Raw genomic sequence first — 25,298 nt, 5'->3', positions numbered from 1 at the left:
GTTGGGTCGGATTAACCGCGGATCAGATCGATCTGCGTCTGTGCGGCAGAGGTGGCTTCGTCCAGCGCCTCCTGCGGGGTCTTCTGTCCGAGAACGGCCTGCTGAATCGCGGTGCCGAGCGCCGATTCAATGGCCGAGACGCCGATGAAACGCGGCATGGGCGCGGCCCCTTCAAAGAGCTTGCCGGCCTCGTAGGACTTGACCCAGTTCGGCCAGGCTTCGGCCAGTTCGGGGTTGTCCCAGGCGGCCTTGCCGGCCGGAATGCGCGCGATCTCGGGCTGGCCGCCCCAGATTTCGAGCTGTTCGTTCTGCGACCAGAAGTCGAGGTATTCGACCGCCGCTTCGGGGTTCTTCGACCGCGACGAGACCATCAGCATGGCGGTGCCGTCCATGATCGCGCTCACCGGCTCGTAACTGCCAGAGGGCGCATCCGGGCGCGGCATCGGCACGCCGGTCCAGCGCACGTCGTCGTTCACGCCCCAGGGTGTGTTGAGCCACGAAAGCCCGATCCACATCGCCGACCGGCCCTGACCGAAAAGCTGCGCGGTGTCGCGGAAGAAGGTCTCGGTCAGCGAGGTGGCGGCGGGGGTGGAACCGTCGGCGATCAGGTCGAGGTAGAACTGCAGCGCATCGACGACGCCGGCGTCGTTCAGCGTGACCTTGCCCGACTCCTCGTCGAAGACGCGGCCGCCGTTGGCATAGGCGAGACCTTCGAAGATGTTGATGTCGACCGGGGCGGTGGTCGCCGGGAAGGCGATGCCGGGGCGGTCGGGCTTGGTCATCGCCTTGGCGTATTCGCGCACTTCGGCCCAGGTTTCCGGCGGCCGGTCAAAGCCCGCCTCTTCCATCGCGTCGAGGTTGATCGCGAGGAAGCTTGCCATGTCGACATAGGTGGGCAGGGCGTAGAGCTTGCCATCGTGCATGCCGGATTCGTAGACCTCGGGAACGATGCGCTCTTTCCAGCCGGCCAGCTTGTCGCCGGCGATGTCGTCGAGCGGCTGCAACATGCCGAAGCCGGCGAATTCGGGGATGTCCTGGCCAAAGGCGATGATCACGTCGGCAAGGCGGTTGGTCTGGAAGCCCGCGAGGATCTTCTGCCGGCGGATCTGGCCGTTGAAGTAGGAGTAGTTCAGGCCGACATCGGGGTTGGCCGCGGTGAAGGCGTCATTGCGCAGCGCCCATTGCTCGACCTCCTGCGGCGTGCCGCCGAATTTCCAGACCGAGACATCGCCGGATGCGGCGCGCGCCGCGCCTGCCGGCAGAAACGCCGCGGTGCCCGCGGCGGCAGCGGTGGTGCCGAGAAACCTGCGGCGGCTGATTGAATGAGACATTGAGTCCTCCCTCTCTGATGGCCCGCGAGACGCGGATTTAGCAATGATGTACGTGTATCATTCGCTGTTGACGGAAGTTAGAGCCAATGATATTCGTATGTCAACGGTAATTTTGTTGCATTGCTTTCGCCAGCCCGCTCGCGCAGGTTCGGCAGATCACAGCAGCGGCGAGATGCCGAAAGGAGAATGCAATGGCGCAGACAGGCAACAAGAAGGTGACGTTGAAAGACGTGTCGAAGGCTTCCGGCCTGTCGCTGATCACCGTGTCGCGCGCGCTGCGCCAGCCGGAAACCGTGCACGCCGACACCCGCGCGAAGATCCAGCGCACGATCGAGGAGATCGGCTATATCCCCAACCTGACCGCGCGCTCGCTGGTATCGCAACGCTCCGACATGATCGGGGTGGTCGTGCCGATCCTTGCCAGCTCGCTGTTTGCAGATTTCGCCCAGGGGGTGAGCCATGTGCTCGAGCCGCGCAAGCAGCAGATGCTGCTGGCGGTCAGCGACTGGTCGCCCGCGAAGGAAGAGGAAGCGGTGCGCACCTTCATCGCGCGGCAGGCCGATGCGATCATCGTCACCGGCTTTTCCCACACCGAGATGACGCGCAAGCTGCTGTCGCAGTTTTCGGGCCCGGTGGTCGAGGCCTGGAACCTGCGCGACAGCGTGATGGACAGCGCGGTGGGCTTTGACAACTACGGCGCTTCGGTCGAGATGACCCGCTACCTGATCGGCCGCGGCTACGAAAATATCGTCATGGTCGGCGGATCCTCGGCGCACAACGACCAGGCCGAAGACCGGACGCGCGGCTTCATCGACGCGATGCGCGCTGCCGGGCGCAGCGTGAGCGGTGACACCATCGTCGAGTTCGACAATCCCGCCACTATCGAAGGCGGGGTGGCGCTGATCCAGACGCTGCTGGCGCGGAAGCAGAAGCCCGACGCGATCTTCTTCCTTGCCGAACTGCCGGCGCATGGCGCCATGCTCTGGTGCATGTCGAACGGCGTCAGCGTGCCGGATGACGTGGCCATCGCGGGCTTTGGTGATCTTTCGCTTTCGGCGCTTTTGCCGGTGCCGATGACCACCGTCCAGATCAAGGGCCGCGCCATTGGCGAGCGCTCGGCCGAGCTTGTCATGGCGCGGCTCGACGGGGCGAGCGACAGCCCGGCCAGCCATGACATCGGCTATCACCTTCAAATCAGGGAAAGTACATGACCCACTCCAAGGACGCCGTGAAGGCGGCGATCATCGGCGCCGGGCATTTCGCCTATCGCATGCATATCCCGGTGCTGGCGGGCCGCCCCGAGGTGGTGCTCGACTCCGTCTGCCGGCTTGGCCGCAAGGAGCTGGAGCTGATCCGCGACGAGTTCGGCTTTGCCTTTGCCACCGAGGACTGGCGCGAGGTGCTGGAGCGCGACATCGACATCGCGGTGATCGCCTCGCCGCACAACCTGCATTACGAGCAGGCAAAGGCCTTTCTTGAAAAGGGCTGCCACGTGCTGGTGGAAAAGCCGATGTGCCTTGACCCCGAAGAAGCCTGGGAACTGGTCGAGGTGGCCCGCCGCGCGGGGCGCGAATTGCTGGTGGCCTATGGCTGGAACTACAAGCCCGGGCTCGACGAGATGCGCGAGATGATCAGCCAGATCGGCGAGATCGAGCATGTGGTCTGCCACATGGCGTCCTTTACCCGGTCGATCTTTTCCGGCGGCGAGCTGGCCAACTGGCGCCACATCGCCATCCAGCCCGAGCGCAGCACATGGGAGGCGCCCGATCAGGGCGGCGGCTATGCCTATGGGCAGCTGTCGCATGCGCTCGGCATCCTGTTCTGGCTGACCGATCTGCGCTGCGCCGCCGTGCGCTCGATGCTGTTCGAGGCGCCGTCGACCATCGACCTGCACGACGCCGCGGCGGTGCGATTTGCCAATGGCGCTACCGGTGTCTTTTCCGGCAGCTGCGGCGTGCCGCAGGGCCATGGCTTCGAGGTCGACCTGAGGATTTACGGCAGCCACGGCTCTGTCCTGCTGGACATCGAGACCGAACGGCTGGTGCTGAAACTGCCCGATGGCGAGACCCGCGAGGCCCGCGTGCCCGCCGGCGCCTGGAAATACAGCTGCGAGGGCCCGGCCGACCGGCTGGTCGACATCGCGCTGGGGCAGGGCAGCAACGAAAGCCCCGGCCACGTCGGCGCCCGCGCCGTCGAGGCGCTTCACGCCATCGTCACCTCCGGTCAGGCCGGCGGGGCGGAACAGATCATATCACAGACACAGAAGGCAGCCGCAGAATGACCCAGCAGTTCGACAACCAGACCGCCATCGTCACGGGGGGCGCCCAGGGCATCGGCCGCGCCGTCGCCAATCGACTGGCCAAGGGCGGCGCGCGCCTCGCGCTCTGGGACCGGGACAAGGCCCTGGCCGACCAGGCCGCGCAGGAGATCGGCGGCGGTGCCTTTGCCTGCGAGGTCGACGTCTCGGACTGGGCCAGCGTCGAGGCCGCGATGGCGGCCACGCTCGAGACCACGGGCCGCGCCGACATCCTGGTGAACTCTGCCGGGATCGCCGGGTCGAACGGGCCGCTGGCCGAGTATCCGGTCGAGGAGTTTCGCGCCATCACCGAGATCAACCTCTTGGGCACCTTCCACGTCAACCGCGCCGTGGTGCCGGCAATGACCGCCCAGGGCTATGGCCGCATCGTCAACATCGCCTCGGTCGCCGGCAAGGAGGGCAATCCGAATGCCAGCGCCTATTCCGCGTCCAAGGCCGGGGTGATCGGGCTGACGAAATCGCTGGGCAAGGAGCTGGCCGACACCGACATCGCGGTGAACGCGGTGACGCCGGCGGCCGCGCGCACCCGGATCTTCGACCAGATGAAGCAGGAGCACATCGACTACATGCTGTCGAAGATCCCGCGCGGCCGGTTTCTCGAGCTTGACGAGGCGGCGGCGATGATTGCCTGGCTCTGCTCGTCCGAGAACAGCTTTACCACCGCGTCGGTCTTTGATCTGTCTGGTGGCCGGGCGACCTATTGAGCGATGGCGCATTGGCTTGACGGGATCGCGCTGGTCGACGGTCACCACCACTTTTGGGACCTCGGGCGCTTTCCCTATCGCTGGCTGGCGCCCGGGGCGCCGCCGGCGCGGTTCGGCGACAAGGCCACGATCAGCCGCAACTTCCTGCCAGAGGACTACCTGGCTGCATTCGGCGCGCTGCCGCTGGCGGCCAGCGTGCATGTCCAGGCCAATTGCGGCGCGGCGGATCCGGTCGAGGAGACCCGCTGGCTGCAGGAACTGTCGGAGGCCACCGGCTGGCCCACCGCCATCGTTGCCGAGGTCGACCTGACCGCGCCGGAGGCCGAGGCGCTGATCGGCAGGCACCTTGGCTCGCCCGCCCTGCGCGGAGTGCGCACGCCGGTGGCCTGGGACGCGGCCGGACGCTGGCGGGTGGCCGACCGGCCCGGGGTGCTGTCCGACGACAGGTTCCGTGCCGCGCTGGCGCTGCTCGAGGATCAGGGCCTGTGCCTAGAATGCGTGGTGGTGCCGGCGCAATTGCCCGAAGTACTGGAGCTGGCGCGGGCGCATCCCGGGCTGACCGTGGTGCTGAACCATTTCGCCACGCTCGAGCCGGATCAGCCGGGCAATCTGCAGGATTGGCACAGCGGGATCGCCGCGCTGGCCGAGGTGCCGAATGTCGTGGTCAAGCTTTCGGGTCTCTGGACCGTGGATCGGGGCTGGGACGCGGCGGTGCTGCGCCCGCATGTGCGGCACCTTCTGCAGAGCCTCGGGGCGTCCCGTGTGCTTTATGGCTCGAACCTGCCGGTCGAAGGCGTGAACTGCCCGCTGGCGCGGCAATTCGCGCAGTTGGAACAGGTGCTTGGCGATCAGCCGGGTGAGGTGCTGGCCGAGGTGTTTTCGGGCACCGCGCGGCGGGTCTATCGTCTGCCGGGGTGAGCGAGGGCCTTATGCAACAGCCTGCGCGGCGGGGAAGGAACCGCCGCGGAGGCCTCGGGGGCTAGGCCCCCGTTTCGGCGCGCGGGAGGGCGCGACCGGTCTCGATATCGAAGACATGCAGTTGCGAGGGCGACAGCCGGACCGTCAGGTCATCGCCCTGCACAGGATGGTCGGCGCCGCCGACGCGGGCCAGGAGCCGCGTCTCGCCGATGCCGAGGCTCAGGAGCGCGTCGGCGCCCAGCAGCTCCGCCAGCAGCACCCGCACCGGATAGGTCAGCGGGGCCGGGCCGTCGGCCCGGGGCAGCACCTCGATATGTTCGGGCCGCACGCCCAGACGCACCTGTCGCCGGCTGCCGGTGTCGGCGGGCAGCGCGGGCAGAGCGAGGTTGCCGCAGTCGCTGACCCAACGCCCGGTGTCGTCGCGGGTGAGGTCGAGAAAGTTCATCGCCGGGCTGCCGATGAAACCGGCGACGAATTCATCCGCCGGGTGGTCATAGACCTCGCGCGGGGTGCCGACCTGCGCCACCACGCCGCCGTTCATGATGACGATGCGGTCGGCGAGGGTCATCGCCTCGACCTGATCGTGGGTGACATAGACCGAGGTCGCGCCCAATCGGTCGTGCAGCTCCTGCAGCTCCATCCGCATCTTGACGCGCAGCTTGGCATCGAGGTTCGACAGCGGCTCGTCGAAGAGAAAGACCTTGGGCGTGCGTACGATGGCGCGGCCGATGGCGACGCGCTGGCGCTGGCCGCCCGACAGCGCGGCGGGCTTGCGTTGCAGGTAGTCGGTGAGGCCCAGAAGCTCGGCGGTGCGGCCGACGCGGTCGGCGATCTCGGCGGCGGGCACCTTCTGCAGCTTGAGCGCCATGGCCATGTTGTCGAAGACCGACTTGTGCGGATAAAGCGCGTAGTTCTGGAACACCATCGCCACGCCGCGATCCTTGGGATCGACGTCGTTCATCCGCGCGCCGCCGATCATCAGGTCGCCGCTGGTGATGCTTTCCAGCCCGGCGATCATCCGCAACGTCGTCGACTTGCCGCAGCCCGAGGGGCCCAGCAGCACCAGGAACTCGCCTTCGCGGATCGTCAGATCGAACTGCTGCACGGCCTCCACGGCGCCATATTTCTTGCCGATACGGTCCAGTTTCACTTCGGTCATGGTCAGGGTCTCACTTGCCTGCGCCAGCGGTCAGCCCGCCGACGATCTGTTTCTGGAAGATGGCGGTGATGATCAGCACGGGGATGATGGCGATCACCGTCGCGGTCGAGATCGTCTCCCACGGGAAGGCGTATTCGCCGGGGTAGAGCGAGATGCCGACCGGCGCGGTGCGCATGGCGTTCTGGGTCATCAGCACCAGCGCGAGGGGGAACTCGTTCCACGAAAAGATGAAGACGATCAGCCCGGTGGCCACGAAGCCGGGCCACGACAGCGGGATCACGATCGACCAGAAGATGCGGAAGAAGCCCATGCCGTCCATCCGCGCGGCCTCTTCGATCTCGGGCGGCAGCGTGGCGAAATAGCTGGCCAGCATCCAGACCGTGAAGGGCAGGAACAGCCCGGTGTGGGCGATGATCAGCCCGGTGTAGGTGTTGAGCAGCCCGAGGTTCAGGAAGGTCTGGAACAGCGACGGAAGGAGCGACACCGGCGGGAACATCGACACCGCGAGGATGAAGATCATCAGCACGCCGGCGCGCCGCATCCCCAGCCGCGACAGCGCATAACCCGCCATGCCGCCGAAGCTGAGCGCCACCACGGTGCAGCCCAAGGCCACGATGAAGGAGTTCAGCACATAGAGCAGCAGCTCCGGCGAATTGGTGAAGATGTTGATGTAGTTCTTCAGCGTGAAGGGATCGGGCAGGTACTGCGGCGGCCAGGCATAGATGCCCTCGGTCGTTTTCAACGAGGTCAGCACCAGCCAGATGATCGGCAGGAAGGAGATCACCACCGACAGGATCACCAGCGCATAGAGGCCGAAACGGGGACGTTTGGTCATGGCGTCAGTCCTTGTTCCGCAGGGTGAGGATGTAGAGCAGGCTCATGGCGAAGATCACCAGAAACTGCACCACGACGATGGCGGCGCCGTAGTTGAACTCGATGAAATCGAAGATCACCTTGTAGGCATAGAGCGACAGGCTCTCGGTGGCGGTCACCGGCCCGCCGTCGGTCAGGTTGAAGGGCAGCTCGAAGGTTCTGAGCGCGTCCATCGAGCGGACGATCAGCGCCACGAGGATCGGGCCTTTCAGAAGCGGCAGGGTGATCTCGCGGAACTCCTGCCAGCGGGTCATGCCGTCCATCCGGCCGGCCTCATAGAGGTCGCGGGGGATGGACTGCAGACCGGCGAGGATGATCAGGGCCATGAAGGACGAGGTCTTCCAGACCGCGACCACCACCATCGACAGCATCGCCAGCGTCTCGTCGCCCAGCCAGTTGATCGGGCGATCCACGATGCCGCTTTGCAATGCGGCGGCGTTGAACAGGCCGTAATCGGTGTTGTACATCCAGCGCCACATCAGCGTGTTGAGCGCGGTGGGCAGGGCCCAGGGAAACAGCACCGCCAGCCGGGCGATGCCCTTGAAGCGGAAGTGTTCGTTCAGAAGCACCGCAAGCCCGATGCCCATCGCCAGCTCGAGCGGGATGGAGATGGCGGTGAAGGTCAGTGTCACCCAGAGCGAATTCCAGAACCGGTCGTTGCCCGCCAGCGCGGCGTAGTGCTTGAGCCCGACGAAGGTGTAGGGCTCGGAGCCGTCGATGCTCGACTGGCCGAAGCTCAGCACGATGGACTGCAGGATCGGGTAGACGAGGATCGCGATGATCACGAGCATCGTCGGCGTGATGAAGGCCAGGCCCGTCAGGTGCCGGCGCCTGTCGAGCGGGGAAGTCATGGATGTCATGGGGCCACCGTTGGGGTGTCAAAGGGTCGCCCGGCGGGGGAGAGCCGCCGGGCGCATTCGCAGGATGGCTTATTCGGCCATCAGCGCGTCGAGCTGTTCCTGAGCGTCGTTCAGTGCCTCTTCGACGGTCTTCTGGCGGTGCAGCGCATTGGTGATCTCGAGCTGCATGATCTCGGAGACGCGGGGATACTTGCTGCCCGAGCCGGCCGAGGGGCGCACCACGCCGAAGTCGTAGTTGGAACCGAACTTGGCCAGAACCTCGTTCTCGGCCATCGAGGGGTCTTCGTAGACCGAGGGGATGGTCGGCGCGCGGTTGTCGTTGACCGCGGCGGCAAGCTGCTGCTCCCTGGCGGTGAAATGCGCGAGGAAGTCGGCGGCGGCTTCCTTGTTTTCCGAGTTCGGGTTGATGCCGAGGAACCAGCCGCCCATGGTGGTGGAGTCTGCATCCGCGTGGCCTTCGAAGGTCGGCACGCGGGTGAAATCGAACTTGCCGGCGACGGGGCTGTTGTCGGCGCTGAGCGGCGCATGCACGAAGTCCTGCACCATGAGGAAGGCGGCGCGGCCCTGCTGGAACAGGGTGCGGGCGTCGTCGGGGCGGGCGTTGAGGATTGAATCCGGTGCCATGCGGTGTTCGTGCAGCAGGTCGACCATGAACTGCGTCGCCTCGATGTTGGCCTGCGAGTTCACCGCGATGTTGCCGTCGGCGTCATAGAAGCCGCCGCCGTTGCCGTTGGTGAAGGCCAGCCAGTTCATGAACAAACCTTCGATCTTGGCCCACATCGAGACAAAGCCGTAGAGCTGCGGATTGCCTTCGCCCTCGGTGATGGTCTGCGCCGCGGCCAGCACCGCTTCCCAGGTCTGCGGCACGTCGAGGCCGTATTTCTCCAACAAGTCGGAGCGGTAGAAGAAGTGGATGCCGTCGGCATAAAGCGGCAGGGCATGCACCTTGTCGTCAACGGTCGAGGCCGCCAGCAGCGAGGGGTTGAAGGCGTTGATGGTGTCGTGGTCCAGCAACCCGTTCAGCGGCTCGAGCCAGCCGCGCTGCGCGAATTCGCCGGCCCAGATCACGTCGACGGCGTAGATATCCGGCGTCGGGCTCTTGGCGGTGAGGCCGGTGACGTAGAGCTTGCGTGTCTCGCCCGGCACGTCCGAGACCTTGTTCCACTCGATGCTGACATCGGGGTTGGCGGCGGTGTAGCTTTCGATGTTGCGCTCGACCGCCGGGCCGTAGCCGCGCGAGCCGATCGACAGGACAAGGTCCTGCGCGAGGGCGGGCAGGGCGGTCAGGGCCGCGGCTGTCGCCAGGGCTGAAATCGTGAACTTCATTGGTAATCCTCCCATGGATATGTGTTGTCAGCCCGGTCAGGCCGGCTTGGTGAAGGCGCTTTCGATCGTGGTCTTCCGGGCCATCAGATGCGCGCGCACATTGGCGACGTGCTGCGCCTCGTCGCGCACCGGGGTCGCGGCCTCGGCCACGGTCAGCAGGCAGACCATGTCGCCCCCCGGCGCGTGAATTGCGACGCAGTAGCGGCGGATGCCCTTGGCGTTGCCCATCATGTCGTATTGCATGTCGGCCGGATCGACAGCGGCGATCATCGCGCGCGCCTCGGCCCAGTCTAGCGACTGCCGGTCGACCCCGGCGGTATAGAAGGCACCGGTGTCCCAGGATTTCTCCAGCGTCTCGACCGGGCGGTGCGCCAGCGCCAGCCGCGAGATGCTGTCGAGTTCATAGGCGCCGCGCATGAAGCCCGGAAAGGCGCGCAGGCGGATGGCCTGTTCGGGGTGCTGCTCGACGATGTGCCAGAGCATGTTGTGACCGCTGAGCACAACGACCTCGGCGGCGGCGGTCAGATCGGCGCTGAGTTTGGCGCAGGCCTGGGCCAGTACTTCCGGCTCCAGCCCCGGGCAATGCAGCCGGCGCTGAAAGCTGAAGTTGGCGATCAGGCGCCGCTCGGCGCCGCGGTGCACCAGCCCCAGCTCCTGCAGTTCGGTCAGGATGCGATAGCCGGTCGAGGCCGGCAGGCCTGCCCGTTCGACAACCTCCTGCGCGGTCAGCCCACCGTCGGGGGTGCTGAGCGCGTCGAGGATCGCGATAACTCTGCTGGAGGCTCCGGACATTATCTTGCTTCCCATATCTGGTGCTGTTACTACCATATGTGAGAAGCAGGTCAACACTGGACCTGAGAAATCAGCAAGGGACGGAGCTGCACGTGAGACCGAACATTCTTTTCATCATGTCCGACGATCATGCGTCCAAGGCGATTTCCGCCTATGGCCACGGCATCAACCACACGCCGGGCATCGACCGCATCGCCAACGAGGGCATGCGGCTGGATCATTGCTACGTGACCAATTCGATCTGCACGCCGTCGCGCGCGGCGATTCTCACCGGCACCTACAACCACGTGAACGGCGTCACCACGCTGGACACCCATATCGACAACCGCTGGCCCAATGTCGCAAAGCACCTGCGCCAGTCGGGCTATCAGACCGCGATGGTGGGGAAGTGGCACCTGGGCGAGGGCAAGCCGCATGAGCCGACAGGTTTTGACTATTGGTCGGTGCTGCCGGGGCAGGGCGACTATTTCGATCCGCTGATGATCGAGATGGGCGAGGAGCGCACCGAGCCGGGCTATGTCACCGACATCATCACCGACAAGAGCCTGACCTGGCTGAAAGAGCGCGACCCCGAGCGCCCCTTCTTCCTGATGTGCCACCACAAGGCGCCGCACCGCAACTTCGAGCCCCACCCGCGTGATCGCGACATGTTCGAGGGGCAGGACATCAAGGTGCCCGAGACCTACAACGACGATTACGCCAACCGCGCCCGCGCCGCCGAGGCCGCGCGGATGCGGGTGCGGATGGACCTGAAATATGCCGATCTGGGCTTGATCCAGCCCGAGGGCGGCGCAGAGGTGGGCGAACGCTGCACCCCCGGTGACGTGGACCGCCGGGTGCCGCACCCCGAGGACCCGAAGGGGCTGGTGCTGATCGACCGGCACACTGGCGAGAACTTCACCTTCGAGACCGAGGAAGAGCTCGCGCTCTTCAAGTACCAGCGCTACATGAAGCGCTACCTGGCGACGATCCACGCGGTGGACGAGAACGTCGGGCGGTTGCTCGACTGGCTGGACGAAGAGGGTCTGGCCGAGAACACCATCGTCATCTACACCTCCGATCAGGGCTTTTTCCTTGGCGAACACGGCTGGTTCGACAAGCGGTTCATGTACGAGGAATCGCTGCAGATGCCCTTCCTGATCCGCTATCCCGCCGCCATCGCGCCGGGCAGCGTGGCCAAGGAGATCGCCACCAACGTCGATTTCGCGCCGACCTTCCTCGACTACGCCGGGCTGCCGGTGCCGAGTTACATGCAGGGCCGGTCGATGCGGCCGCTCCTGGAGCAGGACACGCCCGACGACTGGCCGCAAAGCGCCTATCACCGCTACTGGATGCACAAGGACGAGCATCATAACGCCTGGGCGCATTACGGGCTGCGCAGCCATCGCTACAAGCTGATCTATTGGTACAATTCCGACCTCGGACAGCCCGGCGCCCATGGTCCCGACGAGCCGCCGGAATGGGAGCTTTTCGATTGCGAAAACGACCCGCTGGAACTGGTCAATGTCGCCGACGATCCGGCCTATGCAGAGGTCTTCGACGACATGCTGGCGCAGCTGGATGCGCGCATGGCGGAGATCGGCGATGTGCCGGAGCATGACAGTTCCGCCGCGCGCCGGGCGGCCTGATGGGGCATTTCGTGCCGATGCCAGACATGCCGCGGGCGGCGCGGCACCGCCTGCCGGAGCAGGTGGGCGATCTGCGCCAGCTGGCCTTGGTGCAGCGGATCACGCTGAGCGACGGGCCGGACGCGGGGCAGAAGCTGATTGCGTTCTCCACCGGCGGCGGGCTGGATTTCCAGCTCAAGGAGGAGGGCTCGCTCGACATCTGCAGCCTGCATCTGCGCGGGCTGCCGGTGGGCTGGCGCCATCCGGCGGGCGACACGGGCAATCCGCAACGGGCGCTGACCGGCTTTCTGGTGACCTGCGGGTTGGAGAACGTGCGCGCGCCTCGGGATGGCCTGCCGCAGCATGGCAGCCTCGCGCTGTCGCCGGTGCGGGTGACCGAACTGGCGGCGGAGTGGGATGCAAAGGAGCCGCAGCTGGTGATGGCGGGCGAGATCACCCGGCCCATGCCCTGCGGCGCGGTGCTGCGGCTGACCCGGCGGATCACTGCGCCGATCGGCGGCAGGGAGCTGTCGATCGAGGACCGGGTGCAGAACGTCTCGGCGACGCCGGCCGAGATGATGATCCTGTATCACGTGAACTTCGGCTTTCCGGTCGTGGCACCGGGGTGCTCGGTGCATCTGGGAGAGGACCGGATTGCCTGCATTGATGAAGTGGGCCCTGCCGCTCTTCCCGGCGACCCCCGCTGTCATCCGGTGGGCGCGGGTACGCCGGTGATCCTCGAACGCCCCGCCGAGGGCTGTTGGCCGGGGATGCGGATGCGGCTGACTACCGACGCCGGGGCGCTGCCGTTCCTGCAGGTCTGGCGTGACGCGCGGGCGGGGCGCAACATCCTCGCGCTGGAGCCCTGCAACTGCGACCTGCGGCCCGACGGCACCAGTGCGCCGGGCACGCGGCTGGCGCCGGGCGAAAGCTGGCAATCGCGCCTCGGGCTGGCCTTCGACTGAGGGCGGTCAGGCGCGTGGGTCGGACATGGGCCCCCGATCGAGCCGGAAGATATGCGGCGCGACGCCTGCCGGGTAAAGCTCGCGCACCCGGGGGTCATGCCCCGGCACGATCAGCCGCGGGTCGGAGGCCAGCGCCTCGAGCCGGGCAAAGCCGTCGAGCATGTTCTGCAGGTCGACGACGATCGGGAAGGGCGTTCGCGCGTAGACATTCTCGTAGTAATGCGCGGCGTCGGAGGCCAGCACCATCCAGCCCGCCGCCGTGCGCACCCGCACGCATTGCAACCCGCGGGAATGGCCACCGATGCAATGCACGGTCACGCCATCGGCGATCTCGGCATCGCCGTCGTGAAACACCACCTTGCCGGAATAGAGCCGCTTGACGGCCTCGCAGACATGGCCCGCCGTGAAGGGCGCGCGCAGGGTGTCGTGGCACATGCAGGGGCCGGTGGCGAACTGCATCTCGGCGGCCTGCATGTGCAACGTCGCGTTGGGAAAGAGGTGCAGCCCGCCGGCGTGGTCATAATGCAGGTGGGTCACGATCACCCGGGTCACCGCCTCGGCCGCGAGGCCCAGCGGATTGAGCGCTTCGCGCGGGTCGAGCTGGATCGGCCGGCCGCGCAGCTGCGCCTCTGCGCTGTCATAGCCGGTGTCGACGAGGATCACCTCGTCCCCGCGGCGCAGTACCCAGATGTAGTAATCCATCGCATGCGGCGCATCGTGGTTGTCGTCGAAGAGAAAGCTGTCGGCGCGGGTGCGGGCATTGCGCTCGGCGTATTTGACGGCATGGACCTCCCAGGTGCTCATCGCAGCACCTCGGGATAGGTCTGCACCGTCTTCTCGGCGATCATCTCCTGCACCGCCGCATCGAAGCTCTTGAAATGCGCGCTTTGCAGATGCGCGTCGAAGGCCTCGGCGCTGTCGTAGATCTCGTAGAGGAAGACCCGCGCGCCGCCGTCGGTGCAGATGTCGAACTGCGCGCATCCCGGCTCGAGCTCGAGCGAGAGCTGGGCATTTTCGCGCATCAGCGGCAGGAAATCGTCGCGTGCGTCGGGGTAGAGGGTGAAGCTCACGGTCACGGCAAACATCAGGCGGGGCGTCCTTTCAGGCGTTGCAGGGCCCGTTTCGCCACCGGCATCTGGCCGAGGATCAGGGCAATGATAAGGGTCAGCAGGATCGCAGCACCGGGCCGCGAGACAAAGACCGAGAGATCCCCGTCAGACAGCAGCAGCGAGCGGCGGAAGGTCTCGTCGAACATGCCGCCGAGGATCACGCCGATCACCAGGGGTGCGATCGGATAGCGCAGCAGGTTCATCACATAGGCCACCAGCCCGACCCCCAGCATCAGGTAGAGATCGTTGAGCCCGCCGCCCACGCTGAACGAGCCGATGGTGGTCAGCACCATGACCAGCGGCAGAAAGACGGTCTGCGGGATGCGCAGCACCTTGATGAAGATGCGCGCGGTGAACAGCCCCATGATGAACATGGTGAAGCTGGCCAGCACCATGATGGCGACGACGCGCAGGATGATCTCGGGGTCGATGGTGGGGCCGGGGATGACGTTGTTGATCTTGAAGGCGCCCATCAGCGCGGCGGCGGGCGGCGAGCCGGGAATGCCCAGCACCAAGAGCGGGATCAGCGCGCCGCCGATGCAGGCATTGTTGGCGGTCTCGGAACAAAGCAGCCCTTCGAGCGAGCCCTTGCCGAACTGATCCCCCTCCTTCGAGACGGTCTTGCCGACGCCGTAGCTGACCCAGCCCGCCACATCCTCGCCCACGCCGGGCAGGGCGCCGACGCCGGTGCCGATCACCCCGGAGCGGCCGATGGTCGGCAGGAAGCGGCGCACCGCGGCCATGTTGGGCAGGATGCGCCCGGTCAGTTCGACCACGCGGCCGGTGTCCATGTGGCGCATGCCCTCGATGATCTGCGGCACCGCGAAGGCGCCCATCAGCACCGGCACCACCGCCACGCCGGACAAGAGGTAGGACCAGCCGAAGGTGTAGCGCGCCTCGCTCAGGATCGGGTCCATGCCGACCATCGCCAGCGCCAGACCGATCAGCCCGGCGATCCAGCCCTTGATCGGAAGGTCCTCGCTCATCAGGGTGCCTGACAGCAGGATGCCGAAGAGCGCCAGCAGCGCCTTTTCCGGGCTGGCGATGTTCTTGGAGATCAGGAGCAGCACCCAGACAAAGATCAGCAGCGCCGCCGTGCCGACCAGCGTGCCGATGAAGCTGGCGGTGGTGGTCAGGCCCAGCGCCTCGGCGCCGCGGCCCTGGCGGGCCAGCGGATAGCCGTCCATCGCGGTGGCGGCGCTGGCGGCGGTGCCGGGAATGTTGAGCAGGATCGACGGGTAGGAGCCGCCGTAGATCGCGCCGACATAAGCGCCGAGCAGGGCAATCAGGGCATAATCCAGCGGGATCTTGTTGCCGAAGAAGCCGGTCAGGATGGTCACCGCCAGCGTCGCCGTCAGGCCGGGCAGGGCGCCGAAGGTGATGCCGAGAAACACCGAGGCGATCAGGTAGGCATAGGTCAGCGGATCGCTGACCAGCGCGGCGAAGGCAAAGCCGAAGCCTGTCAGCTGGCTGAGGACGAACTCCATCTCAGGACCTCCAGATCGGGCGCAGGTGGACGTAATAGGTGTATTCGATCTTGGCAAAGATCAGCCCGGCGCGATTGGGCACGTTCTGCCGGAAGCCGAAGGCCATGACGCAGACCAGAAGCAGCGGCACGCCGAGCGCCAGCACCGGCGTCAGCCGCAGCGCCGGGCCGCGCCGCCCGGTGGCCTGATGCCAGAGAGTCAGCGCCACAAGCAGCGCCAGCGCGATCCAGTCGTCGCCATGCCGCCCCCATTCGGCCTGCGGGAAATGCAGGACCAGCGCCGCCAGTGCGGCCAGCGCGATGGCCAGCAGCGGCACCAGCGGGCGCGGTTGCGGCTGGCCGTGGAAGCTGGCGATCAGGGCAGTGATCAGCAGGGCCGAGGCAAGGATGAAATCGACCCGCGGCACCAGCCCCGCGATGTAGCTCAGCAGCATCAGACCCACCGCGACAAACCGCCAGACTTCGCGCCCGGACCAGCCAAGGCCGGTGGCGCTCAGCGCTTCGGCCGCGCCGCCGGCGCGGATCGAGATGCCCAGCAGCACGCAGGCCAGGAGCAGCAGCGCGCCGAAGATGCCCAGCGGCACGATGGCGGCCGAGGTGTACCAATCGGCGCTGGCCACGCCGGCGCCGTTGCTGCCCCCCAGCGGAATGTCGAGCGTCTTCCACAGGAAGAACAGCGAGACCGCGATGAGCGCCAGCGCGCTCCAGAAATCGCGGGCGCGCAGGCGGAGCAGCTCTGCCGCTGCGGGATCGGATGAAGTGTCCAAGGTCTGGTCTCCCGAATGCAGGGGCGGGCGCCGGGGCGCCCGCCATGTCATATCCCCCGGGTCCGCCGGGGCAAAGCGCCTCAGGGCTTTTCGATGCCGAGGTCTTCGGGCATGACCTTGGCCGCGCCGAGATCCTTTAGCGTATAGGCAAAGGTGCTTTCGAGCGTGGCAAAGAGCGCCTTGGCGTCGTCACCATGCTGGCCGCCGATGTCGTACTTGTTGACCTTGGCCCACTCGGCCACGGTGTCTGAGGCCATGGCTTTTTCGAAGGCGTCCGAAAGGGTTGCCTTGACGGTGTCGGAGGCGCTGTCATGCACGGCAAAGCCGATCGCCTGTTTCAGCGGCAGGACCTCCGACAGGCCGGCAAAGCTGTCGAAGGCGGAGGGCACGGTCTGGCCGGCGATCTCGACACTGTCGGCGGTGAGCATCGCCAGCGGCTTGAGCTGGCCGCCTTCGATCAGCGCCGCCTGTTCGGCCAGCGAGGTCACGACCAGCGCCACTTCACCGGCAATCGCCGCTTCCTGACCCGGGGCGGAGCCGCTGTAGGGCACGAACTTGAAGCTTGCCTCGGACCCCTGTTCGAGCGCCAGCAGGTTGAGGTGGTGGATCGAGCCGGCCCCGCCAGCGGCGGCGGGAATGGTGCCCGGCGCGGCCTTGGCGGCCTCGACCAGGTCGGTCAGGCTGGCATAGGGGCTGTCGGCCGGCACCGAGATCAGGTCAGGCGAGCCGCCGACGATGAAGGGATACCAGAAGTCGAACTTCTTGTCCCAGCCGCCCTGAACCGCGGCGGTGACGTTGGATTCCGACAGGCCGACCAGCGTGTAGCCGTCGTCAGGCTGGTTGGCGACATAGACCATGCCGTTCGACCCGGCGACGCCACCGGTCTGGTTGATCACGTTGATCGACACCGGCAGGTGCTTTTCCATCTCGGCCATGATCATGCGGTTGATCGTGTCGGTGCCGCCGCCGGCGCCCCAGACCACCGCGTTGGTGATGTCGCGGTAGGGATAGTCCTGCGCCGCGGCACCGCCGGCAATACCGCCGGCCAGCGCCAGCGCGGCCAGCGTTCTGGTGATCGAAACTTTCATCATAATCCTCCCAAAGGCATTTGCGTTTCATATTGCGTTTTTTTATGTATGCATTAAATAACACGCTGTCAACGCCGTTCGCACCGGGTGCGAGGCGTCACCCAACACACCGGAAAGGCGAGGCCAGAGATGACCCAGACTTATGACATTGCAGTATTCGAAGGTGACGGCATCGGGCCGGAGATCACCGCCCCCACCGTGGCCCTGCTCAAGGAGATGGCGGCCGGCTCGATCGGCTATGACCTGAGCTTCACCACCCTGCCCGCCGGCGCCGGCCACTACGTGAAAACCGGTGAATCGCTGCCGGCCGAGTCGCTGCGGGTGGCGGGCGAGGCGGATGCGATCCTGCTGTCGGCCATGGGCCTGCCCGACGTCCGCTACCCCGACGGCACCGAGATCTCGCCGCAGATCGAGCTGCGGATGGCGTTCGGCCTGTTTGCCGGGGTGCGCCCGGTGCGGGTGCGCCAGGGACAGGCCGGGCCGCTGACCCTGCCCGAAGGCCGCGAGATCGACTTCGTGCTGATCCGCGAGAGCACCGAGGGGCTGTTCTATTCGATGGGCAACGGCGAGGTCAGCGAGACCGAGGCCCGCGAGACCCTGCGCATCACCCGAGAGGTCTCGGAGCAGCTGTTCCGCTTTTCCTTCGATCTGGCGCGGAGCCGCAAGCAGGACGGGCGCGGCCCCGGCCGGGTGACCTGTGTCGACAAGGCCAACGTGTTCCGGGCCTTCGCCTTCTTTCGCGGCATCTTCGACGAGATTGCGGGGGAGTATCCCGATCTGACCGCCGATCATGCCTATGTCGACGCCACTGCGCTCTGGATGGTACAGAAGCCCTGGGATTTCGACGTGATGGTGACGGAAAACATGTTTGGCGACATTCTCTCGGACCTCGGCGCCGGTCTGATGGGGGGGCTGGGCCTTGCGCCCTCGGCCGATATCGGGCTGAAACAGGCGGTGTTCCAGCCCTGCCACGGCTCGGCGCCCGATATCGCCGGGCGGGGCGTGGCCAACCCGCATGCGATGATCCTCTCGGCGGCGATGATGCTGGACTGGCTGGGGATCAAGCATGACAACGCGGCGCTGCGCGCCGATGGCGACCGTCTGCGTCAGGCGGTCGAGGATGTGGTGGCCCGCGGCGTCAGCCTGACCCGCGATCTGGGCGGCAGTGCCAGCACCGAAGATGCCGCCGCCGCCGTGCGCGCGGTCCTGCAGGCGGCCCGGGCGGCATGAGCGACGCGCCGCTGACCGCCCCGATCCGGGTGGCCTGCATCGGCGCGGGCTACTTCAGCCGGTTCCACTATGGCAGCTGGGCGCGCATGACGCACGCCCGGCCAGTGGCCAGCTGCAACCGCGACATCTCCAAGGCGCAGGCGACCGGCCTGCCGGCCTATGACGATGTGGCGAAGATGCTGGCCGAGGTGCAGCCCGACCTGCTCGACATCATCCTGCCGCCGGAGGCCCATGCCGCGACCATCCGGCTGGCGCTTGCGGCGGGGGTGAAACACATGATCTGCCAGAAGCCCTTCTGCCGCGACCTCGACGAGGCCCGCGCGATCACCGCCGAGGCCGAGGCGCAGGGCGCGGTGATCGTGGTGCACGAGAACTTCCGCTTTCAGCCCTGGTACCGCAGGGTCAAGACGGCGCTGGAGGCGGGCGCGGTGGGCGATTTGCAGCAGGTGAGTTTCCGCCTGCGTCCCGGTGACGGGCAGGGGCCGCGCGCCTATCTCGACCGACAGCCGTATTTTCAGCAGATGGAGCGTTTCCTGATCCACGAAACGGCGGTGCATTGGGTCGACACCTTCCGCTGGCTGCTCGGCAATCCCAGCCATGTCTACGCCGATCTGCGCCGCATCAACCCGGCGATCCGTGGCGAGGATGCGGGCTTTGTGCTCTTCGATCACCCGGGCGGGGTGCGGGCGCTGTTCGACGGCAACCGGCATCTCGACCATGCCGCCGACAACCTGCGCCGCACCATGGGCGAGGCGCTGTTCGAGGGCACCGAGGCGGTGCTGAGCATTCACGGCGACGGTGCGGTGCGCCTGCGCCGCCATGGCGAGACCGCGCAGGAGGACGTGTCGCCGCCGGATGCGCATGACGGCTTTGGCGGCGATTGCGTCCATGCCTTGCAGAGCCACGTGGTTTCCGCTCTGTTGGGCGAGGGGCCACTGGAAAACACGGCGCGGGACTATCTGACGGTGATCGAGATCGAACAGGCCATCTATGCCTCTGCCGCCGAGGGGCGGAAAATCGCCCTGTCCGGGGCGGCGACGTGACCGGCAAGGCGCAGAAACCGGCGTCGAACGCGCAGCGCGCGGTGCAGCAGCTGCGCGAGATGATCTTTTCCGGCGAACTGCCGGCCGGGTCGGACCATCTGGAGACCGAGCTGGCCGCGCGGCTGGGCATGTCGCGCACCCCGGTGCGCGAGGCGGCGCTGATGCTGGAAAGCCAGGGGCTGGTGGAGATGCGGCCGCGCAAGGGCGTGCGCGTCCTGCCGGTCTCGCCTGCCGACATGCGCGAGATCTACGACGTTCTGACCGAGCTCGAGAGCCTGGCCGCCGAGCGCGCCGCCGAGGCCGGCCATTCCGAGCCGGAGCTGGCCGAACTGGCCGCCGCCATCAGCGACATGGACCGCGCGATCGAGGCCGAAGACCTGGAAGCCTGGGCCGAGGCCGATGACCGGTTTCACGCCGAGCTGGTGCGGCTGAGCGGCAATTCGCGGCTGCGGATGATCGTCGCGATGATGAGCGACCAGGTGCGCCGCGCCAAATCCTCGACGCTCTTTGTCCGCCCGCTGCCGGTGCAGTCGAACAAGGATCACCGCGAGGTCTATGCCGCGATCCTTGCCGGCGATCCGGACACGGCGCGCCGCGTGCACCGCGACCACCGTCGCCATGCCCGCGACGTGCTGACCGACCTGCTCGAGAAGATGCGCCTGCGCAGCCTCTGAGCCCCCCGCGGCAAAGCGCCTAGCGGAAGGTGCCCATCCAGCCGAGGGTCGCGTCGGTGTCGCCGCCGGGCTTGTATTCCGCGCCGAGCGGCGCGGTGTAGCCCAGGCCCGCGACATGCGCGAAGACATGACCGAAGGCCACCTCGCCATGATCCGGCGCGCCACGATCCGGGACCGAGGCGAACTGGATATGGCCGATCTGCGGCAGCAGCGCGGTCAGCCGGTGGGTCAGGTCGCCTTCCATCAGTTGCACGTGGTAGCAGTCGAACATCAGCTTGAGGTTGGGCGCGCCGACCTCCTCGATGATCGACAGGGCCTGGTCGGTGGTGGTGAGGAAATAGCCCGGCGCGTCGTATTTGTTGAGCGGCTCGATCAGGATTGTGATGTCCTGTTGCGCGGCTTGCGCGCAGGCATAAGCGAGGTTCTCGACAAAGGTCGTCCGCGCCTCGGGGCCCGAGGCGAAACCGGCCATGACATGGATGTTGGGCGTGCCGATGGCCTTGGCATAGGTGATGGCCTCGTCAATGGCGGCACGCGCCTCGGGCACGCGGTCGGGCAGGGCCGACAGGCCGTTGTCGCCCGCAGACACGTCGCCGCGGCGGGTGTTGAGGCCCAGCATCACGAGGCCGGTCTCGTCCAGCGCGGCCTTGGTCTCGGAGGCCGGCACGTCATAGGGCCAGTGGCATTCCACCGCGTCGAAGCCGGCGGCCCTGGCGGCGCGAATGGCCTCGGGCAGCGGGCGGTCGTTCCAGAGAAAGCCGAGATTGGCGGAAAATTTCATGCGTCCCACTCCACGTCGAATTTGGTGACTAGCGCCTGCACCTGATCCTCGGTCAGACCGCGCGGCTGCATGCCACGGGTCATCATCGCCAGCCTCGCGGTGTCTTCCAGCTCTTCGATGGCGTTGCAGGCGGCCTCGATATCCTTGCCGGCCACGACGGGGCCGTGATTGGCCAGCATCACCGCCGTGCGTTTGCCTGCCAGACCGCGCACCGCGTCGCCCATCGCCGGGTCGCCGGGCAGGAAGAAGGGCAGCAGCTTGACGCGGCCCAGCTTCATGATGCCGTAGGGCGTGAGCGGCGGCAGGAAATTGTCGTCGTCCACATCCGGCATCATCGACAGCGCGACCGAATGGCAGGAATGCAGGTGCACCACCGCGCCGGCGGTGCTGCGGGTGTCGTAGAAGGCGCTGTGCAGCGGCATTTCCTTGGTGGGCTTGTCACCGTCGACATGGGTGCCAGCGGCATCGAAGCGGCTGAGCCGGCCGGGATCGAGCCGGCCGAAGCTGGTGCCGGTGGGGCTGACCAGCAGCCCGCCATCCTCGGTCCGGGCCGAGATGTTGCCGGTGCTGCCGCCGGTCAGGCCACGGTCAAACATGGATTTCGCCAGCAGGCAGATCTGCTCGCGCAGGCGGGCCTCTGCGCTCATGACGCCAGCCTTTCCTGCGCGTCGGTAAAGAAGGTCTCGGTGCCGAAGTTTCCGGATTTCAGCGTCAGGGCGATCTGTTGGCCGTCGGACTGGCAATAGGTCCAGGGCACGCCCGGTGCGATCTCGGTGCCGATGTCGAGCTGGGTGACGCCGAGCGCCTTGGTGACGGCCCCCGAGGTCTCGCCGCCGGCGACGATCACCCGCCGGGCGCCCCGGTCGCGCGCCGCGATGGCACAGGCCGAGAGCGTCGCCTCGACAATCTCGCCCGCGCCGGCAACGCCGAGCTTCTCCTGCGCGGCGCGCACGCTGTCGGGGTTGGCGGTGGCGTAGATCAGCGGGGCCTTGTCCAGGTCCTGCTGTGCCAGCCAGTCGAGCGCCTTTTGCGGGCCGTTTTCGGCCAGCGACAGCGGGTCGAGCTGGAAGGCGGGGACGCCGCGGCTGGTATAATCCGCCACCTGCTTGTTGGTCATCGCCGAGCAGCTGCCCGAGAGTAAGATGGTGCCACGCCCGAGCGCCGGTGCCTCGGCCTTGGGCGCATCCGCCGAGAGCGTGCCATCGGCGAGATAAAGCGCCGGCAGCGGCATGGCGACGGCGCTGCCGCCGGTCATCAGCGGCATGTCGCGGCAGGCCTCGGCGATCACTTCGAGATCGGCATTCGCCACCGCGTCGACCACCACATGCGCCACGCCCTGCGCCTTGAGCGCGGCCAGCTCGGCCTGCAGCGCCTGCGGGCCGCGCGCGACGGTCAGCCGGTCGGCCAGCCCGACGGGTTTACTCACCTGCGGTTCGAGCAGGCGCATCAGGTTGCTGTCGCGCATCGGGGTCAGCGGGTGATCCTTCATCGGGCTTTCCGCCAAGGGCTGACGCCCGACAAAGAGGTTGCCCATGAAGATCGAGCGGCCATTTTCCGGAAAGGCCGGGCAATAGATCGTCTGGTCGGTGCCGAGATCTGCCATCAGCGCCTCGGCGACCGGGCCGATATTGCCCTGGGGCGTCGAGTCGAAGGTGGAGCAGTATTTCCAGAAGAACCGCTGCGCGCCGGCGGCCTGCAGCCAGCGCAGGGCGGCGCGGGTCTCGGCCAGGGCCTCGTCCACCGGGGCGGTGCGCGATTTCAGGGCGATCACCTCGAAGGCGGCGGTGTCGCCGGGTGGCTCGGAAGGCACCCCGATGCGCAGCGAGACGCGGACGCCGGAGCGGGCCAGCAGGCCGGCAAGGTCGGTGGCGCCGGTGAAATCGTCAGCGATACAGCCAAGAACGGTGGTCATGCGGTCTCTCCCGGAAGTGTGAGCCCGGCGTTGCGGGCATAGACCTTGGCGACGGCGGCGTCATCCTCGTGCCCGTGGCCCATGCCGGCGGCGGCGAGGAACTGTTGCAGCGCGGCGGCGGTGATCGGGGCGCTGAACTGCGCCGATTTGGCGATGTCGAGCACGATGCCCAGATCCTTGGGCCAGATGTTGACCGAGCTGCGCGGGGTGTAATCGCCGTCGACGATATGCGGTGCGCGGTTCTCCAGCATCCAGCTGGTGCCGGCGCATTTGCTGATCACCTCGACGAATTTATCGGGCGTGACGCCCTGGGTCATGCCGAAGGTCAGCGCTTCGGCCATGGTGGCGATATGCACCCCGGCGAGCAGCTGGTTGACCGCCTTCATCGCGCTGCCGGCGCCGGGCTCAGTGCCCAGCTCGAAGACCGTCTCGGCGATGCTGTCCAGAAGCGGGCGGGCAGCGTCAAAGGCCGCGGGCGCGCCGGAGGCCATGATCGAGAGCTGACCGTTGGCGGCCTTGGTGGCCCCGCCGGAGATCGGCGCATCGAGGTAGAGCACGCCGTGGGCCTCGCAGCGGGTGGCCATGTCGCGGGCAAACTCGGGCGGTACGGTGGCGCAGGCCAGGACAACCGCGCCTGACCTGAGCCGTGGCACGATGCCGGCCTCGCCGAAGAGCACGCTTTCGGTCTGGGCAGCGTTCAGCACCACCACCGCGACCGCGTCAAGCGTGTCGGCGGCCTCGGCCAGGGCGGTCGGTTGTCCGCCCTCGGCCTGAAATCTGGCGATCCGGTCGGCGTCGATGTCGACACCCCAGACCTTGTGGCCGCCGCGCAGGGCCGAGGCGGCCATGCCGTAGCCCATGGAGCCCAGGCCGATGACGGCTGCGTTGAGGGTCTCTTTGCTCATCTCAATTTCCTTTCAACCATTCCGGCAGCCAGAGAGCGACCTGCGGGAAGAACAACACGATGGCGAGCGCCACGACCTGGATGCAGATGAAGGGGATCAGCGCGCGGAAGATCTCCGACAGGCTCATGTCCTTGGGGGCCACGGATTTCAGGTAGAAGGCGGCCGGTCCGAAGGGCGGCGAGAGGTAGCTGACCTGCATGTTCATCGCGAAGAGGATGCCGAACCAGACCGGGTCCATCCCCAGCTTGATGATGATCGGCACGAAGATCGGCATGGTCAGCAGCGCGATGCCGATCCAGTCCATGAACAGGCCCAGCACCACGAGAATGCCCATCATGATCAGCACGATGACGATCGGCGAGGCGCCGCTGTCCAGGATCGTCGCCTCGATGAAGCGGTTGCCGCCCATGAGGTTGTAGACACCCACCAGCGCCGCCGCGCCGAGGCCGATCCAGATGATCATGCCGCAGGTCTCGAGCGTCTGCTTCAGGCTGTCGCGGATCAGCGTCCAGGTCACCTCGCGCCGGATCGCGGCCGAGAGGAACACGCCGACCACGCCCATGGCCGCGGCTTCTGTCACCGAAGCGATACCGCCGTAGATCGAACCCAGAACCGTCACCGCCACGCCGACCGGCAGGATCACGCCGCGCATCTTGCGCAGTTTCTCCGACATCGGGATGTCGAGCTCTGCGTCAGAGATCGGCGGGCCCATCTCGGGGTTCGCGTAGCAGCGGATGAGGATGTAGATGATGTAGAACGACGCCAGCATCAGGCCGGGGGTCACGGTGGCGAGGAACAAATCGCCAATCGAGACGCTGGCCGTGAGACCGTAGACGATCAGCACGATCGACGGCGGGATCATCGTGCCCAGCGAGCCGCCGGCGCAGACGGTGCCGATGGCCAGCGCCCGGTTGTAGCCGAGACGCAGCATCTGCGGCAGGGCAATCAGGCCCAGCAGGACGATCTCGCCACCGATAATGCCAGAGATCGCGGCAAGGAAGACCGCTGCCACCAGCGTCTGGACAGCGACGCCGCCCTTGATCCGACCGGCAATCAGCCGCATCGCATCATAGAGATCGCGCGCCATGCCCGAGCGGTCCAGCAGCGAGGCCATGAGCACGAACATCGGAATGGCGACCAGCACGTATTCGTTGACGAAGGAATAGATGCGGCTGGAGACCAGCGGCACGCCCATCGGCCCGAACCAGGCGATGGTGAAGAGGATCGCAATCAGCCCGGTCACGAAGGCCAGCGGGATGCCGGTCAGGATCAGGATCATAATCGAGACCACCAGCAGCAGGGACCCGGTCTCGATGCCGAGGTCACGGCCCTGGCTGAACAGCAGGTAGCCGCCGGCGAGGAGCAGTGCAAAGACCAGACCGATGCCGGCCACCGCATATTTGCTGGGGGCTTCGCCGGCGCTCTGACGATAGCCGGTGCCTTTCCAGGCG

The 25,298-nt window shown here is 66.8% G+C and carries 25 protein-coding genes; 9 read left to right on the top strand and 16 right to left on the bottom strand.

Annotation, left to right across the window (positions count from 1 at the left end; translation table 11 throughout):
- Positions 1–11: 11 nt before the first annotated feature.
- On the bottom strand, positions 12–1,331 hold the full coding sequence (locus ACN0SE_RS00800; protein ID WP_417522562.1) for an ABC transporter substrate-binding protein: 1,320 nt from the start codon (positions 1,329–1,331) through the stop codon (positions 12–14).
- Positions 1,332–1,522: 191 nt separating this feature from the next.
- Here ACN0SE_RS00800 and ACN0SE_RS00795 point away from each other — a divergent pair, with 191 nt between their 5' ends.
- The 4 genes from ACN0SE_RS00795 to ACN0SE_RS00780 are packed head-to-tail and all read left to right on the top strand — an operon-like array spanning position 1,523 to position 5,270.
- Positions 1,523–2,542, top strand: coding sequence for a LacI family DNA-binding transcriptional regulator (locus ACN0SE_RS00795; protein WP_417522561.1), 1,020 nt, complete (start codon positions 1,523–1,525; stop codon positions 2,540–2,542).
- Positions 2,539–3,612: a Gfo/Idh/MocA family protein gene (locus tag ACN0SE_RS00790; RefSeq protein WP_417522560.1), complete on the top strand. Its 1,074-nt coding sequence runs from the start codon at positions 2,539–2,541 to the stop codon at positions 3,610–3,612. The genes ACN0SE_RS00795 and ACN0SE_RS00790 overlap by 4 nt, the downstream gene beginning before the upstream one ends.
- Positions 3,609–4,352, top strand: a complete 744-nt coding sequence (locus tag ACN0SE_RS00785; protein ID WP_417522559.1) for an SDR family NAD(P)-dependent oxidoreductase — start codon at positions 3,609–3,611, stop codon at positions 4,350–4,352. Before ACN0SE_RS00790 ends, ACN0SE_RS00785 begins: the two co-directional genes overlap by 4 nt.
- A 3-nt stretch (positions 4,353–4,355) precedes the next feature.
- Positions 4,356–5,270: an amidohydrolase family protein gene (locus tag ACN0SE_RS00780; protein ID WP_417522558.1), complete on the top strand. Its 915-nt coding sequence runs from the start codon at positions 4,356–4,358 to the stop codon at positions 5,268–5,270.
- 61 nt (positions 5,271–5,331) lie between these two features.
- Here the strand turns inward: ACN0SE_RS00780 and ACN0SE_RS00775 are convergent, their stop codons facing one another.
- The 5 genes from ACN0SE_RS00775 to ACN0SE_RS00755 all read right to left on the bottom strand — a co-directional run bounded on the left by ACN0SE_RS00775 (position 5,332) and on the right by ACN0SE_RS00755 (position 10,280).
- On the bottom strand, positions 5,332–6,429 hold the full coding sequence (locus ACN0SE_RS00775; protein WP_417522557.1) for an ABC transporter ATP-binding protein: 1,098 nt from the start codon (positions 6,427–6,429) through the stop codon (positions 5,332–5,334).
- A 10-nt stretch (positions 6,430–6,439) separates the two neighbouring features.
- Positions 6,440–7,264 carry a carbohydrate ABC transporter permease gene (locus ACN0SE_RS00770; RefSeq protein ID WP_417522556.1) on the bottom strand — a complete coding sequence of 275 codons (825 nt, stop codon included), beginning with the start codon at positions 7,262–7,264 and terminating at the stop codon, positions 6,440–6,442.
- Positions 7,265–7,268: 4 nt separating this feature from the next.
- Positions 7,269–8,153, bottom strand: coding sequence for a carbohydrate ABC transporter permease (locus ACN0SE_RS00765; RefSeq protein WP_417522555.1), 885 nt, complete (start codon positions 8,151–8,153; stop codon positions 7,269–7,271).
- A 78-nt stretch (positions 8,154–8,231) separates the two neighbouring features.
- Positions 8,232–9,488, bottom strand: a complete 1,257-nt coding sequence (locus ACN0SE_RS00760; protein ID WP_417522554.1) for an ABC transporter substrate-binding protein — start codon at positions 9,486–9,488, stop codon at positions 8,232–8,234.
- Between the two features lie 36 nt (positions 9,489–9,524).
- Positions 9,525–10,280: a helix-turn-helix domain-containing protein gene (locus ACN0SE_RS00755; protein ID WP_417522553.1), complete on the bottom strand. Its 756-nt coding sequence runs from the start codon at positions 10,278–10,280 to the stop codon at positions 9,525–9,527.
- A gap of 38 nt (positions 10,281–10,318) precedes the next feature.
- Between ACN0SE_RS00755 and ACN0SE_RS00750 the strand changes: the two genes are divergently transcribed.
- Both ACN0SE_RS00750 and ACN0SE_RS00745 read left to right on the top strand, forming a co-directional pair.
- A complete protein-coding gene (locus ACN0SE_RS00750; protein ID WP_417522552.1) occupies positions 10,319–11,908 on the top strand; it encodes a sulfatase in 1,590 nt (529 codons plus the stop codon).
- The gene (locus ACN0SE_RS00745; protein ID WP_417522551.1) at positions 11,908–12,852 is read left to right on the top strand and encodes a DUF4432 family protein; all 945 of its coding nucleotides are present in this window, start codon (positions 11,908–11,910) and stop codon (positions 12,850–12,852) included. The genes ACN0SE_RS00750 and ACN0SE_RS00745 overlap by 1 nt, the downstream gene beginning before the upstream one ends.
- Positions 12,853–12,858: 6 nt before the next feature.
- Here ACN0SE_RS00745 and ACN0SE_RS00740 read toward each other — a convergent pair whose 3' ends face one another.
- The 5 genes from ACN0SE_RS00740 to ACN0SE_RS00720 form a co-directional block, all read right to left on the bottom strand.
- Positions 12,859–13,656: an N-acyl homoserine lactonase family protein gene (locus tag ACN0SE_RS00740; protein WP_417522550.1), complete on the bottom strand. Its 798-nt coding sequence runs from the start codon at positions 13,654–13,656 to the stop codon at positions 12,859–12,861.
- Positions 13,653–13,937 (bottom strand): putative quinol monooxygenase, encoded by a 285-nt coding sequence (locus ACN0SE_RS00735; protein ID WP_417522549.1) that lies wholly within the window; start codon positions 13,935–13,937, stop codon positions 13,653–13,655. Before ACN0SE_RS00735 ends, ACN0SE_RS00740 begins: the two co-directional genes overlap by 4 nt.
- Positions 13,937–15,448: a tripartite tricarboxylate transporter permease gene (locus tag ACN0SE_RS00730; RefSeq protein WP_417522548.1), complete on the bottom strand. Its 1,512-nt coding sequence runs from the start codon at positions 15,446–15,448 to the stop codon at positions 13,937–13,939. Before ACN0SE_RS00730 ends, ACN0SE_RS00735 begins: the two co-directional genes overlap by 1 nt.
- A gap of 1 nt (position 15,449) precedes the next feature.
- Positions 15,450–16,214 (bottom strand): tripartite tricarboxylate transporter TctB family protein, encoded by a 765-nt coding sequence (locus ACN0SE_RS00725; protein ID WP_417522547.1) that lies wholly within the window; start codon positions 16,212–16,214, stop codon positions 15,450–15,452.
- A gap of 80 nt (positions 16,215–16,294) precedes the next feature.
- Complete coding sequence (locus ACN0SE_RS00720) at positions 16,295–17,302, bottom strand: Bug family tripartite tricarboxylate transporter substrate binding protein (protein ID WP_417522546.1); 1,008 nt, start codon at positions 17,300–17,302, stop codon at positions 16,295–16,297.
- A 129-nt stretch (positions 17,303–17,431) separates the two neighbouring features.
- On the opposite strand from ACN0SE_RS00720, the gene ACN0SE_RS00715 reads away from it, so the two are divergent.
- Genes ACN0SE_RS00715 through ACN0SE_RS00705 form a run of 3 tightly spaced genes read left to right on the top strand, consistent with a single transcriptional unit; the run spans position 17,432 to position 20,249 of the window.
- A complete protein-coding gene (locus ACN0SE_RS00715) occupies positions 17,432–18,532 on the top strand; it encodes an isocitrate/isopropylmalate dehydrogenase family protein (RefSeq protein WP_417522545.1) in 1,101 nt (366 codons plus the stop codon).
- Positions 18,529–19,575, top strand: a complete 1,047-nt coding sequence (locus ACN0SE_RS00710) for a Gfo/Idh/MocA family protein (RefSeq protein ID WP_417522544.1) — start codon at positions 18,529–18,531, stop codon at positions 19,573–19,575. The genes ACN0SE_RS00715 and ACN0SE_RS00710 overlap by 4 nt, the downstream gene beginning before the upstream one ends.
- Positions 19,572–20,249, top strand: a complete 678-nt coding sequence (locus ACN0SE_RS00705; RefSeq protein WP_417522543.1) for a GntR family transcriptional regulator — start codon at positions 19,572–19,574, stop codon at positions 20,247–20,249. Before ACN0SE_RS00710 ends, ACN0SE_RS00705 begins: the two co-directional genes overlap by 4 nt.
- Positions 20,250–20,268: 19 nt before the next feature.
- Here ACN0SE_RS00705 and ACN0SE_RS00700 read toward each other — a convergent pair whose 3' ends face one another.
- The 5 genes from ACN0SE_RS00700 to ACN0SE_RS00680 are packed head-to-tail and all read right to left on the bottom strand — an operon-like array spanning position 20,269 to position 25,126.
- Positions 20,269–21,030: a hydroxypyruvate isomerase family protein gene (locus tag ACN0SE_RS00700; RefSeq protein WP_417522542.1), complete on the bottom strand. Its 762-nt coding sequence runs from the start codon at positions 21,028–21,030 to the stop codon at positions 20,269–20,271.
- Positions 21,027–21,677 carry an aldolase gene (locus ACN0SE_RS00695; protein ID WP_417522541.1) on the bottom strand — a complete coding sequence of 217 codons (651 nt, stop codon included), beginning with the start codon at positions 21,675–21,677 and terminating at the stop codon, positions 21,027–21,029. Before ACN0SE_RS00695 ends, ACN0SE_RS00700 begins: the two co-directional genes overlap by 4 nt.
- Positions 21,674–22,942, bottom strand: coding sequence for a 3-oxo-tetronate kinase (gene otnK / locus ACN0SE_RS00690; protein WP_417522540.1), 1,269 nt, complete (start codon positions 22,940–22,942; stop codon positions 21,674–21,676). The genes ACN0SE_RS00695 and otnK overlap by 4 nt, the downstream gene beginning before the upstream one ends.
- Positions 22,939–23,847 carry an L-threonate dehydrogenase gene (ltnD, locus tag ACN0SE_RS00685; RefSeq protein WP_417522539.1) on the bottom strand — a complete coding sequence of 303 codons (909 nt, stop codon included), beginning with the start codon at positions 23,845–23,847 and terminating at the stop codon, positions 22,939–22,941. The genes otnK and ltnD overlap by 4 nt, the downstream gene beginning before the upstream one ends.
- Before the next feature lies 1 nt (position 23,848).
- Entirely contained in the window at positions 23,849–25,126 is a 1,278-nt protein-coding gene (locus ACN0SE_RS00680) for a TRAP transporter large permease (protein WP_417522878.1), read from the bottom strand.
- Positions 25,127–25,298: the final 172 nt, after the last annotated feature.

It is taken from the genome of Marinovum sp. (genome assembly GCF_048263515.1).
Lineage (GTDB): Bacteria > Pseudomonadota > Alphaproteobacteria > Rhodobacterales > Rhodobacteraceae > Marinovum.
The sequence above is the reverse complement of the archived record's forward strand: the minus strand, read 5'-3'. Positions and strand labels throughout refer to the sequence as shown.